The sequence below is a fragment of the Nonomuraea sp. NPDC050153 genome, assembly GCF_044460125.1.
GTDB lineage: Bacteria > Actinomycetota > Actinomycetes > Streptosporangiales > Streptosporangiaceae > Nonomuraea.
This window is the reverse complement of sequence record NZ_JBITJQ010000005.1, coordinates 257,917-270,956: the sequence shown is the minus strand read 5'-3', so window position 1 is coordinate 270,956 and position 13,040 is coordinate 257,917. Positions and strand designations below refer to the sequence as shown.

6 protein-coding genes are annotated in these 13,040 nt (G+C 72.7%); 4 read left to right on the top strand and 2 right to left on the bottom strand.

The features are described 5' to 3' along the window. The first annotated feature begins 32 nt into the window (after positions 1–32). A complete protein-coding gene (locus ACIBQ1_RS16100; RefSeq protein ID WP_397278089.1) occupies positions 33–3,518 on the top strand; it encodes a phosphodiester glycosidase family protein in 3,486 nt (1,161 codons plus the stop codon). 6 nt (positions 3,519–3,524) lie between these two features. Here the strand turns inward: ACIBQ1_RS16100 and ACIBQ1_RS16095 are convergent, their stop codons facing one another. Further along, positions 3,525–4,337, bottom strand: a complete 813-nt coding sequence (locus ACIBQ1_RS16095) for a hypothetical protein (RefSeq protein WP_397278088.1) — start codon at positions 4,335–4,337, stop codon at positions 3,525–3,527. Positions 4,338–4,515: 178 nt separating this feature from the next. Between ACIBQ1_RS16095 and ACIBQ1_RS16090 the strand changes: the two genes are divergently transcribed. The 3 genes from ACIBQ1_RS16090 to ACIBQ1_RS16080 are packed head-to-tail and all read left to right on the top strand — an operon-like array spanning position 4,516 to position 7,653. Next, positions 4,516–5,397 (top strand): thiamine pyrophosphate-dependent dehydrogenase E1 component subunit alpha, encoded by an 882-nt coding sequence (locus ACIBQ1_RS16090; RefSeq protein WP_397278087.1) that lies wholly within the window; start codon positions 4,516–4,518, stop codon positions 5,395–5,397. 11 nt (positions 5,398–5,408) lie between these two features. Beyond that, positions 5,409–6,437, top strand: coding sequence for an alpha-ketoacid dehydrogenase subunit beta (locus ACIBQ1_RS16085; RefSeq protein WP_397278086.1), 1,029 nt, complete (start codon positions 5,409–5,411; stop codon positions 6,435–6,437). Beyond that, on the top strand, positions 6,430–7,653 hold the full coding sequence (locus ACIBQ1_RS16080) for a 2-oxo acid dehydrogenase subunit E2 (protein ID WP_397278084.1): 1,224 nt from the start codon (positions 6,430–6,432) through the stop codon (positions 7,651–7,653). The genes ACIBQ1_RS16085 and ACIBQ1_RS16080 overlap by 8 nt, the downstream gene beginning before the upstream one ends. Here the strand turns inward: ACIBQ1_RS16080 and ACIBQ1_RS16075 are convergent. Beyond that, on the bottom strand, positions 7,624–13,005 hold the full coding sequence (locus tag ACIBQ1_RS16075; protein ID WP_397278082.1) for an amino acid adenylation domain-containing protein: 5,382 nt from the start codon (positions 13,003–13,005) through the stop codon (positions 7,624–7,626). The two genes, ACIBQ1_RS16080 and ACIBQ1_RS16075, sit on opposite strands and share 30 nt — an antisense overlap. Between the last annotated feature and the right edge of the window lie 35 nt (positions 13,006–13,040).

The window sequence follows — 13,040 nt, the reverse complement described above, 5'->3', positions numbered from 1 at the left end:
AAAGTTATATCCACGAGCGATTGAGTTCGGTCGTGCAGTCCCTCAGAATCCTGACAGCGTCGGTGCTGGCGTTAGGCCCTCTCGCCCTGGCCGCGGCCCCCGCGCAGGCCGATCCCGCGCCCCCCGCAGAGGACGCGCTCAAGGCGTCGTCCTACCCGCCCCCCTCCACGCTGCTCGCCCAGGACGCCGGGCAGCAGCGGCTGGAGACGGCCAAGAGGACCCGGCCGGTGGCGCCGGGCATCTCGCTCACCTCGTTCGACACCTACGACGCGCTCGGCTGGCTGCGCGCGGACGCGGTCACCGCCGACCTCGGCGGCGCGAAGGCCGACTACCTCTACTCCGGCGAGGTGTCCAGGACCGAGCCGCTGTCCGGGCCCGCCAAGCGCGCGCACGCCGTCGCGGCCGTCAACGGCGACTTCTTCGACATCAACAACTCCGGCGCCGCCCAGGGCATCGGCGTGCAGAACGGCTCGCTGGTGCAGTCGCCCGTCGCGGGCCACGAGAACGCGGTCGCGATCACCGGCGACGGCCTGGGCCGCGTGCTCAAGATGTACTTCGAGGGCGCCGCCACCCCGGCCGGCGGCTCGCCCATCGCGCTCACCCAGTTCAACCAGATCGTGAAGAGCGGCGGCGTCGGGCTGTTCACGCCGCTGTGGGGCTCGTACAACCGGGCCCGCGCCGTCGAGGGCGCCACGTCCGTCGCCGAGGTCGTCCTGGTCGACGGGGTGGTCTCCGAGGTACGCACCTCCGCCGGCACCGGCCCCATCCCCGCCGGGACCACCATCCTGCTGGGCCGCGACGCCGGGGCCACCGCCCTGGCCGCCCTGAAGGCCGGCGACCGCGTGGACGTGAGGTACCAGCCGAAGCCGTCGGACGGCAGCCAGGTCAAGGCGGCCGTGGGCGGCAACTGGGTGCTGGTCAAGGACGGGGTCGTGCAGAACTCCACCGACCCCGCCGCGCACCCCCGCACCGCCGTCGGGTTCTCGGCCGACGGCAGGAAGATGTACCTGCTGACCGTGGACGGCCGCCAGGCCGACAGCCGCGGCGTCACGCTCAACGAGCTCGCCGGCATGATGGTCGAGCTCGGCGCCGCCAACGCCCTCAACCTGGACGGCGGCGGCTCCTCCACCATGCTCGCCCGCGAGCCCGGCTCCGCCGACGTCCAGGTGGAGAACAGCCCCTCCGACGGCGGCGAGCGCCACGTGCCCAACGGCCTCGCGCTCTACGCGCCCGAGGGCAGCGGCAAGCTCAAGGGCTTCTGGCTGGAGACCGCGAGCGACCCCGCCAAGGCGCCCGGCGTCGGGCCCGTCGCGGGTGGCCGCCCCGACCGCGTCTTCCCCGGTCTCACCCGCCGGCTGACCGCCGCCGGATACGACGAGACGTACGGCCCGGCCGCCGGAACGCCGTCGTGGCGGGCCGACCCGGTCGTGCACGGCGTGATCCGCGACGGAAGATTCCACGCCCTGGTGCCCGGCCGGACCACCGTCACCGCCTCCCGCGGCGGCGCCAAGGGCACCATCGACCTGACCGTCCTGCAGCCGCTCCAGCGGCTCGGCATCACCGCCGACCGGCTCGGCCTGGCGGGCGCGGACGGTGTGGCGACGTTCGGGGTGGTCGGATACGACCGCAACGGCAACTCCGCGCCCGTCGAGCCCGCCGACCTCACGCTCGACTACGACAAGAGCCTGCTCGAGGTCACCGCGGCCGAGCACGGCTACTTCACCGTCAAGGCCAAGAAGGCCACCGGGTCCGGCCTGATCACCGCGAAGGTCGGCAAGATCAACGCGGCGGTGCCGGTGACCGTCGGGTTCGAGGAGAAGCCGGTCGCCGACTTCGAGGACGCGGCCGGCTGGACGTTCGCCGCGGCCCGCGCCACCGGCTCGCTGTCGGCCGCGCCCGGTCAGAGCGGGGGCGGCCTCAAGCTCTCGTACGACTTCACCACCTCGACCGCGACCCGGGCCGCCTATGCCAGCCCGCCGCAGCAGATCGTGGTGGACGGCCAGCCGCAGGCGTTCGGGCTCTGGATCAACTCCACCGGCAAGGGCGAGTGGCCGAGCCTGGAGTTCTACGACGCGCTCGGCCAGTCGCAGATCCTGCGCGGGCCGTACATGACGTGGACCGGCTGGAAGTACGTCGAGTTCGCCGTGCCCCCGGGCGTGAACTACCCGCTCAGGCTGCGGCGCTTCTACGTGGCCGAGACCAAAGCGGACGCGAAGTACGCCAACGAGATCCTCATCGACGGCCTGGTGGCCAAGGTGCCGCCGTCGATCTCCGCCCCCGCGGTGCCGAAGGTCGCCGATCCGGTGGTCAAGGCGGACGTGGGCCGGATGCCGTGGCGGTTCGCGGTCATGTCGGACGCGCAGTTCGTGGCCAGGGACCCGGACAGCGAGATCGTCAAGAACGCGCGCCGCACGCTGCGCGAGATCAAGGCGGCCAAGCCGGACTTCCTGCTGATCAACGGTGACCTGGTCGACGAGGCGTCGCCCGAGGACTTCGCGCTGGCCAAGAAGATCCTCGACGAGGAGCTCGGCGGAACCCTGGAATATCACTACATTCCGGGCAACCACGAGGTCATGGGCGGCAAGATCGACAACTTCAAGGCCGTCTTCGGCGACACGTACGGCACCTTCGACCACAAGGGCACGCGCTTCATCACCCTGGACACCTCGCGCCTGAACCTGCGGGGCGGCGGCTACGACCAGGTGGCCATGCTCCGCTCGCAGCTGGACAAGGCCGCCGCCGACGCGTCGGTGGGCTCGGTGACGGTGCTGTTCCACGTGCCGCCGCGCGACCCGACGCCCGGCAAGGGCAGCCAGCTCGGCGACCGCAAGGAGGCGGCCCTGGTGGAGGGCTGGCTGGCCGACTTCCAGCGCACCACCGGCAAGGGGGCCGCGTACATCGGGGCGCACGTGGGGACGTTCCACGCCTCGCACGTGGACGCGGTGCCGTACTTCATCAACGGCAACTCCGGCAAGAACCCGGCCACCGCGCCCGACGACGGCGGGTTCACCGGGTGGTCGCTGTGGGGCGTCGACCCGGTGACGAAGGCCGAGGCCGAGCACGTGCGGCGGAACTGGTTCGCGGACGCGCCCGACTGGATCGGCACGCAGGTCCGGCCGCACGTGGACGACCTCACGCTCACCGCCTCCGCGACGGTCGCGATCGGCGCGCCCGGCGCGGTGACGGCGGCGGTCAAGCAGGGGAGCAGGACGGTCCCCGTCGCCTACCCGGTCTCGGCCGCGTGGTCCGGCTCGCCCAACCTGCACGTGGGCGGCCGCGAGGGCGTCAGGCCGTGGCACGTGGCCTTCTTCGACCCCTCGACGGGGACGCTGACGGCGCTGCGGAAGGGGCAGGTGACGGTCGCCGTCACGGTGAACGGCGTCACCCGCCAGGCCGCCGTGGCCCTGACCGCCAGGGCCGCCGCCTGGCCCGCCTCACAGGTCTGCTCGGAGTCCAAGTCTGCCAAGCCGTCTCTCGTCCGCCTGTACGCGGGCACCTGGAAGACCCTGTCGAAGTGAGCAAGCTCAGATCTCGGAGATGATCTGCCGTCGTTTGGCGGCGTACTCGTCGTCCGTGATCGCCCCCGTCGTGCGGAGCGCCTCCAGCTCCTCCAGGCGCTGGGCGGCGGACCGCTCGGGCGGCGGGAACGCCGGCGAGGCGGCGCCGGCCGCCGGTCGCGCGGCGGCCCGGCGCACGACGGCCTGGATCTGCTGACGCAGCTCCGGCCTGGAGCGCACGTCCATCATGCCGTTCAGCGGGACGCCGTTGGCCTTGAGGAGCTGGAGGATCTCCATCAGCGGGCCGGCCTGCCCGCTCAGGTCGTAGGTCCTGCCGTCCTCGGCCAGGCTGAACTTCGCCGGCACCAGCCCGTTCACCAGAGCGCTGCGCTCCCAGTCGATCTGATGCTCGTGCGTGGCCGGATCCACGAGTACGGCGAGCCTGCGCGCGTTGAAGTTGCCCGCCCGCGTCACGCCGGCCAGCACGCGGTCCTGGGTGTCGAACGCGAACCCCGGGCCCTCGATGCGCAGGCCGAGCTTGATCAGCGGCCGGCCGTTGATCCTGGTGCCGGTCTCCGACATGCCCGTGATCCGGGCGAGCGCCAGCACCCCGTTCCGCTCCAGGGTGGCGGTCTTGGCGGCCGCCTTCGCGCCGTGGCGGGCCAGAGCCACCGCGATCACTACGTCGGACACCGTGAGCGCCAGCCCGACGTAGAACATCCACGGGATCTCTTCGCGTTCGGCCGGGCCGAGCGCGAAGTAGACGATCACGAAGATCGGCCCGACCAGCCCTCCGCAGAGCAGGACGACCAGTTGCGATCTCAGATAACGCCCGAACATCGGCCTGCTCCAGTCATGGGGGCGGTGGATCGGGTGCCAGAGTAACGATCGGCGATCTCGGTCAGGGATCCGTTCGAGAAAGAATCGGACCGTTCCAGCGAGGCTTGGAGGCGCCCTGGACGGGAAATATCGGGATTGTTAGCCTTTCAGGAGGTTCTCCTGGTGCTCGAGAGACCAAATGGACAAACTCTCTGACGACGACCTGGCACTGTTACTGCTGATCCGATTCTTCGAGCTGAAGCTGCTCGCGCTCTTCGAACAGGGCGAGCTCAACGGCACCACCCACACCTGCCTCGGCCAGGAGTACGTCCCCGTCGCCCTGCGCACGCTCCTGCGCGAGAACGACTGGATCTTCAGCAACCACCGGGGCCACGGCCACTATCTGGCCAGGTTCGAGGACGCGGAGGGGTTGCTGGCCGAGATCATGGGCAGGAAAGGGGCGATCTGCGAGGGTGTCGGCGGCAGCCAGCACCTGAAGCGCGACCGCTACCTGTCCACCGGCGTGCAGGGGCAGAGCCTGCCCGTGGCGGCCGGGGTCGCGTTACGGCTGAAGCGGCAGGAGCCGGGCACGCTGGCCTGCGTCTACCTCGGCGACGGCACGTGGGGCGAGGGCGCCGTGTACGAAGCGCTCAACCTGGCCCAGCTCTGGCGGCTCCCGCTGCTGGTCGTGGTCGAGCACAACGGCATCGCCCAGTCCACGCCGACCGGGCTGCAGATGGCGGGCACGGTGGAGGGGCGGGCGCGGGCGTTCGGCGTCGCGCATCACCGGGTGGATATTACGGAAATTTACGAAATCCGCGCCCGGCTGGCGCCTCTCGTCGACCGGATGCGGGCGGAGCCCGGCCCGCTGGTCGTGGAGTTCGCCACCCATCGCCTCGGCCCCCACAGCAAGGGGGACGACACCCGGCCGCCGGACTTCCCCCGCGTCGACTGGTACGCCGCCTACCGGGCCGCGCACCCCGTACAGTCCGCCGGGATCGAGGCGGCGGCCCGTACCCGGATCGACCGGATCGCCGCCGAGGTCGCCGCCCGGCCGCCGGCCGTCTGGACGGCGGCGTGACAGTCCACGGGGTGCGAGGGAGGCGTGCGCGGGTCGGCGAGGACCTCAACGGCGCCCTGCACGGCGTCCTGGAGGACGACCCCTCCGTGTACGTCCTGGGGGAGGACCTCCTCGACCCCTACGGCGGCGCCTTCAAGATCACCAAAGGGCTGTCCACCCGCTTCCCCGACCGCGTGCTCACCACCCCGCTCAGCGAGGGCGCCATCGTCGGCGCGGCCTCCGGGCTGGCGCTGGCGGGCGGCAGGGCGGTCGTGGAGATCATGTTCGCCGACTTCGCCGCGCTCGCCTTCGACCAGATCCTCAACTTCGCCAGCAAATCCGTCACCATGTACGGGACCCGGGTGCCCCTGCCGCTGGTGATCCGGTGCCCGTCCGGCGGCCATCGCGGCTACGGCCCCACCCACAGCCAGAGCCCGCAGAAGCATTTCATCGGGATCCCGGGGCTGTCGCTGTTCGAGATGTCGCCCTTCCACGACAACCGGGCCGTGCTCGACCGCATGCTCGCGCTGGGGGAGCCGTGCCTGCTGTTCGAGGACAAGGTGCTCTACACGCGGTGGATGTACGAGGTGGACGAGCTGTTCAGGTGGGAACTCGTGGGCGACGTGGCGGTGGTCCGCCTCGACACGGGGGGACCCGGCGGCCTGGAGATCCCCTCGGCCGATCTCGACTACGTGCTGATCACCCCCGGCGGGGTCGCCCATCGCGCGCTGGCCGCCATGCGAACTCTGCTGCTCGACCACGACCTGGCCGGAGTCCTGCTGGTCCCCTCGCGCCTGTACCCCTTCGACCCGTCGGAGCTGCTGCCGGTGCTCGGGCGGGCGCCGCTGGTGTGCGTGGCGGAGGACGGCAGCGCGGGCGGCACCTGGGGCGACCACGTGGCCGCCGGCCTCCACACCCGCCTCTGGGGGCGGCTCCGGCGTCCGGTCAGGCTGGTCAGCTCGGCGGACAGCGTGATCCCGACGGCCGCCCACCTGGAGCGCGAGGTGCTCGTCCAGGACTCCACGATCTGCCGTGCCGTGCTGGAGGGGCTGGATGGTTGAGATCCGGGTGCCGAAGCTGAACACCAACGACTCGGCGTACGTGCTGCTGGAATGGCTGGTGGCGGATGGCGCGCCGGTGGGCAGGGATGACGTGGTGGCGTCGGTGGAGACGTCCAAGACGGTGGAGGAGCTGGTCAGCGGGCACGACGGGGTCCTGGCCCACCTGATCCCGGCCGGCTCCGACTGCGCCCCCGGCCAGCCCATCGCTCACATCACCGCCCCCGCCCCACCCACACCCGCCCCGGCTGCGCCTGCTTCGGGACCTTCGCCGACGTCGGAGCCCGGCGACCCTCCGGCCCCGCCCGCGCCGGGTTCCGGCGGCGCTGCGGCTACTGGCGCCCCTTCGGCGGGTTCCACCGGCGCCCCGCCGGCTGGGGTGCCGCTGATCACGGCGCCCGCGCGGGCGCTCATCGACGAGCTAGGCATCGACCCCGCACGCGTGCACGCCCTGCCCGTGAAGGTGGTGCGGCGTGCCGACGTCGAGCGCCTCGTCGCGCCGGGCGCGCTCCCACCCGGCCCGCCGGCGACGCCCGCCGTTGCCGTGCCGCCGGGCGAGGTGCCGACGACGGTGCGGCGGCTGAGCCCTCATCAGCGGGCCGTCGGGAGGACGGTGAGCCTTTCGCGTCAGACGATCCCCGCCGCCTACACCGCCATAAAAGTGGACGTGGGCCGGGCCACCGCAGCCGCCAGGGGCCTCACCAAGCGGCTGCGCAAGCTCGTCGGCCTCCCCGACCTCCTTGTCGCCTCCGTGGCCCGCCTGCACCGGGACTTCCCGCTGTGCTTCGCCGCCCTCGTGGACGAGAGCACGGCCGCCGTCCCCGAGGCGCCCCATGTGGGTGTCACGATCGACCTCGGCACCGGCCTGTACGTGCCCGTCATCCGGGACGCGCACCGCAAGGGCGTCGAGGAGATCGCCGGGGAGCTGGCCGAGTTCCGCAGGCTGGCGCAGCGCGGCGGGTTCAGGCAGGAGCAGCTCGACGGCGGCAACATCGTCGTCACCCTGCACCACGACCCCGACATCGTCATGGCCGTCCCCATCGTCTTCCCGGGCCAGGCGTGCGCCCTCGCGCTCACCTCGCCGCAGCGCGACGGCGAGCGCACGGTGGCGGTGGTCGGGCTGGCCTACGACCACCGGCTGATCAACGGCAGGGACGCCGTGCTGTTCCTCCAGGCGGTCAAGGAAGCCCTAGAGACGGCGTCGTTCGAGGGACTGTAGGCCGACCAGGTCGTCGGGGGCGGCGTCGGCGGCGTCGTCGACCAGCGCCGGCAGCTTCGACCGCAGCGCCACGACCGCCAGCACCGCCATCGCGACCGCGAACAGGACGTACATCAGCCCCACACCCCGCCCCGCCCCGGTCCCGATCACCGCGCCGACGGTCGAGGCGAGCGGCCCGTGCGGGGCGAGCAGCGGGTCGAGCACCGCGGCCCCGTACGGCGCCACGAGCCCGAACCCCAGCGGCAGCGTCGACCAGGCGATCAGCGTGTTGAGCGCGAACACCCGCCCGTGGAAGCGCTGCGGCACCTTCACCTGCACGATCGTGGCGTAGACCCCGTTGAGCAGCGTCACCCACAACGACATCCCGAACGCCCCGACCCCGATCGGCACCAGATCCGCCCGCAACCCCGTGACCAGGCAGAACGCGGCCAGCGCGAGCGTGCACCAGAGCACGGCCCGCATCCGGCCGCGCCCGGGCCCGCCCCACACCGTCATGGCCAGGCCGCCGAGCAGCACCCCGAGCCCCGACAGGAACGAGATCCGCCCCACGTCCTGCAGCCCCGCGAACGACAGCACCAGCGGCGAGATCATCAGGAAGAGCGGCGACAGGAACACGTTCAGGACCGCGAAGAACAGCAGCATCCGCCGGAACCCGAGCTGCCCCCACGAATACCGGAACCCGGCCACCAGCTCCGTCATGACCGGCTCCTTGCGCCGCCAGGCCATCGTCCTGGGGAAGCGCACGAGCAACGTCACGGTGATCGCGAACACGTAGCTGACCACGTCCAGGACCAGGATGCCCCCGAGCCCGACGACCGCCATCAGCCCGGCCGCCGCCAGCGGCACGATGAGCTGCGTCATTCCTCCGGCCATCTGCACGATGCCGTTCGCGTGCCCGAGGTGCCGCTTCGGCACGAGCTGCGGCACGGCCGAGGTGTAGGCGAGGCGCTGGAACGTGAGCGCCACCGACAGCAGCGCGAGCAGCGGGTAGATGTGCCAGGTCTGCAGGTTGCCCGTCCACAGCAGCACGCCGAGCAGGAGTTGCGTGCCGAGCGCGGCGAAGTCGCCGCCGAGCATCACGGTGCGGCGGTCGCTCCGGTCCACGATGGCGCCCGCCAGCGGGGCCACCACCATGCCCGGCACCAGACCCAGGACGGCGAGCAGGGCGAACTGGGCCAGGGAGCCCGTGGTGAGATAGATCCAGATGGGGATGGCGAACTCGGTCAGCGCCGAGCCCATGATCGACACCAGCTGGCCCCCGGCGACGGCCAGGAACCGCCGCATGCTGGGTTGCGCTCCCGCAGCGGAGGCCTTGAGCGGGGCCGAGGTCGGGCTCGGGCTCGGGCTCGGGGTCGCGGTCGGCTGGGCGAGGTGGGAGGTTTCGTGTAGGCGCCAGTTCGGGCCCGCCGCCGTTTCGCCCGGATCCAGGGCGAGGTGGGTGCGGGTGACGATCTCGGCCAGCTCCTGCGCCCGATATTTCAGGAAAAAGTGTCCGGCCTCATCCAACTCCACCACCGCGGCCGTCGGACTCAGGAAGTGCCACTCGCGATACCGCTCCTCGAAGTACTCGGTCGCCGGGTCCCGCTCGCCCGCCACACTGATGACCGGCGCCCGCAACGGCTCCACCGCGCTCTCGAACAGCCCGGTGAAATACTCCTCCGCGGCCTCCGTGTCCTCGCGCATGTTCCTGATGATGTGCCGCGCCTGCCCGGGATCGAGCTCGCTCATGTCGAGCCCCATCGAGGTCAGCCAGTTGGCGTAGCTGCGGTCGCTGCGCAGGTACTCCCGCCGGGCCAGCCGGGACAGCGCCGACAGAGCTCGGTTCCCCGGCCGGGCGAACGGGAAGATCGCCCCGATGTAGACCGCTTCGAGCCGCCGCCCGGCCGCCTCCAGCCGCCGCGCGATGGCGACCGTCAGCGCCGACCCGACCCCGCAGTGCCCGTACAGCGCCAGCGGTCCCCGTACCTTGTCCAGAATCTCCCGCACGCACCGGTCGGCCACCTCCTCCAGAGGCAGCCGGTCCTCCTCCAGCCCCACGTCGTGGCCGGGGATCGCGACCGCCCACAGCGCATGCGTGCCGGGCAGCGCGTCGGCCAGCGGCTGGTAGGCCACCGCGGAGCCCCCGCCGTACGGGACGCAGACGTAGGTGAGCTCGGCGTGTCCACCTCCCGGGGCGCGGCGCGGCGTCAGCTCGTGCAGCAGCCCGCGCGGCCCGGCGGCGGCGCCGTCGGCGAACGCGGCCAGTTCGCGCACCGTCGGATGCTTGAACAGGTCCACCACCGCGACCGGCGACGGCAGCCGCCTGCGCAGGCGCGCCACGACCTTGATGGCCAGCAGCGAGTGCCCGCCGACGTCGAAGAAGTCGTCGTCGACGCCGAAGTCCGCCCCGTCGAGCACCTCTGCCCAGACGGCGCTCACCAGCCGCTCGGTGTCCGTCTCCGGCGGGGTGCGCGTTCCGGCCGGGGCGGCGGAGGGAGCGGGCAGGCGGCGGCGGTCCACCTTGCCGTTGGGCGTGAGGGGGAGGCCGGGGAGGGCGACGAAGCGGGCGGGGATCATGTACGCGGGCAGGGTCTCGGCCAGGTGGGCGCGCAGGCGCGCCGGGTCCGGCCGGGGCGTGACCACGTACGCGACGAGTTGCGCCCCCGTGCCCTGCCCGTCGGTGGTGACCACGCACTCGGTCACGTCGGGGTGGCGGGCGAGGTGGGTCTCGATCTCGCCCAGCTCGATCCGGTAGCCGCGGATCTTGACCTGGGCGTCGGCCCGGCCGAGGAACTCGATGACGCCGTCGGAGGTGTACCGGCCCAGGTCGCCCGTGCGGTAGAGGCGCTCGCCGGTGCGGGGGTGGGTGAGGAAGGAGGCGGAGGTCCGCACGGGGTCGCGCCAGTAGCCGGTGGCCACGCCCGCGCCGCCGATGTACAGGTCGCCGGGCACGCCCGCGGGGGTGTCCCGCAGGCCGGGGCCGAGGATGTGGAACGCCTGGTTGGCGAGGGGGCGGCCGTACGGGATCGAGGTCCAGGACGGGTCCACCCGGCCGATCGGGTACGAGATGGACCAGATCGAGCCCTCGGTGGCGCCGCCCAGGCTGATGACCTCGGCGCCTGGTGCGAGGGCCCGGATGCGGTCGGGGAGCGTCAGCGGGATCCAGTCGCCCGACAGCAGGACCAGGCGAAGGGAGCCGAGGTCGGTGCCCTCGTGCTCGGCGTGGTCCACCAGGAGCTCCATGAGGGCGGGCACGGAGTTCCAGACGGTGACGCGTTCCTCCTCCACCAGGCGGGCCCAGGCGGCCGGGTCCTTGTCGGCGGCCGGGTCGCCCATGACGAGCGTCGCACCGACGGCCAGCGCGCCGTAGACGTCGTACACGGACAGGTCGAAGCTCAGGGCCGAGAGCGCCAGGAAGCGGTCGGCGGGGCCGACGCGGAAGCGCTGGTTGAGGTCGCGGACGGTGTTCAGGGCGGCCCGGTGCTCGATCATCACCCCTTTGGGGGCACCGGTGGAGCCGGAGGTGAAGATCACGTACGCGAGGTCGCCGGGGGAGGCGGGGCAGCCGAACGCCGGGGCGTCCTCGTCCGGGACCACGGCGAGCCGGGTCACCCCGGCGGGCCAGGAGAGGTCCAGCCAGGGCTGCGTGACCGCGATCACGCATTCGCCGCGCTCGATCAGCTCGAAGCGCCGCCGGTCGGGCAGGTCGGCGTCGATCGGCAGGTACGCCGCCCCGGCCGCGTTGATCGCCAGCGCCGCGACGACCTGCTCCCAGCCCCGCTCCATCACGACGGCGACCAGCTGCCCCGGCCCCGCCCCGGCCGCCCTGAGCCGGGCGGCCAGCGCGCGCACCCGGCGGCGCAGCTCCTCGTACGTGATCGCGCCCCCGGGATGGCGCACCGCCACGGACCCGGCCCCGGACCCGGCCTCGGAGGCGGCCATGACCGGCTCGTGCAGCAGCCCCGGCGGGCCGAGGTCGACGGCCGTGTCGTTCCAGCGCCGCCGCTCCTCCCGCTCCTCCGGCGTCAGCAGCTCCAGCCCCGACACCGGCGCCGCCGGATCGGCCGCCACCCCCTCCAGCAGCGTGGCCAGCTGCCCGCCCATGCGCTCGATCCGCTCGGCGGAGAACAGCGCGGTGTTGTAGACGAACAGGAACGACCCGCCGCCCCCGGTGTAGAGCTCCAGGTCGAACCGCGTCGCCCACACCCCCGGTTCGAACCCCTCCAGCGTCAGCGGGCCCGGCTCCGGCTCGCCGCCGTAGTTCTGCATGGCGAGGATGACCTGGAACACCGGCGACCTGGACGGCTCCCGCCGCACGTTCAGCTCCGACACCAGCCGCTCGAACGGCACCTCCTGGTGCGAGTACGCGTCCGTGGCCAGGTCACGCACCCGGCCCAGCAGCTCCGCGAACGACGGGTCCCCGGACAGGTCCACCCGCATCGCCAGCATGTTGACGAAGCACCCGACCAGGTGGTCCAGCTCGGGCAGCGCCCGCCCGGCCACCGGCGAGCCGATCGCCACGTCGTCCTGCCCCGCGTACCGCCCGAGCAGCACCGCGAAGGCCGCCAGCAGCACCATGTACGGCGTCGCGCGGTGCTCCCCGCCCAGCCGGTCCAGCCGCCCGGCCAGCTCGGGCGCAATTGAGAAGTGGTGCGCCGCCCCGCCGTAGGTCAGTTCGGGCGGCCGCGGCGCGTCGGTCGGGAGTTCCAAGGGCTCCAGCCCGGCCAGCCGGTCGCGCCAGTGGTCCACGTCGCCGTCCGGACGGCCGCGCTGCCAGGCGGCGAAGTCCCCGTACGTGACGGGCAGGTCGGGTGCCGTCCCGCCGGTGCAGAACGACAGGATCTCGCGCAGCAGGATGTTCGCCGACCAGCCGTCGGCCGCGATGTGGTGCACGGCCAGCGCCAGCACATGGTCGCCGGGCGCCAGCCGTACCAGCAGCGCCCTCATGACCGGGCCCGACACCAGGTCGAACGGCTCCGCCAGGAACGGCCCCACCAGCTCCCTCGCCGCCGCCACGGACCCGGCCTCGGCGACGGTCAGCGGGACCTCGGTCTCCTCCGACACCAGCACGTCCGGCTGCCCGTCCGCGCCGACGGGGAAGCGGGTGCGCAGCGGCTGGTGCCGCTCGCAGACCTTCCGCAGCGCCGCCGCCAGGTCGTCGGCCTGGAGCGGCCCGCGCACCCGCCGCACCAGCGGGATCGTGTAGGCGGCGTTGCCGGGGGCGTACTGCTCCATGAACCACAGCCGCTCCTGCGCGTACGACAGGGGCGGGGGCCGGTCGGCGGGCAGCGCGGGGATGCTCGGCCGCGACCCGCCGCGCCGGCGGAGGCGCTGGGTGAGCAGCGCCCGCTGCGCCTGGCTCAGTTCGGTCATGAGCCCTCCTCCGTCGGTCTCATGACCAAGGTGCT

What these genes read in the sequence shown, in the direction of transcription:
- ACIBQ1_RS16095 (WP_397278088.1), bottom strand. Translation starts at nt 4,337, where the DNA reads ATGTTCGGGCGTTATCTGAGATCGCAACTGGTCGTCCTGCTCTGCGGA.
- ACIBQ1_RS16090 (WP_397278087.1), top strand. Translation starts at nt 4,516, where the DNA reads ATGGACAAACTCTCTGACGACGACCTGGCACTGTTACTGCTGATCCGA.
- ACIBQ1_RS16080 (WP_397278084.1), top strand. Translation starts at nt 6,430, where the DNA reads ATGGTTGAGATCCGGGTGCCGAAGCTGAACACCAACGACTCGGCGTAC.
- ACIBQ1_RS16075 (WP_397278082.1), bottom strand. Translation starts at nt 13,005, where the DNA reads ATGACCGAACTGAGCCAGGCGCAGCGGGCGCTGCTCACCCAGCGCCTC.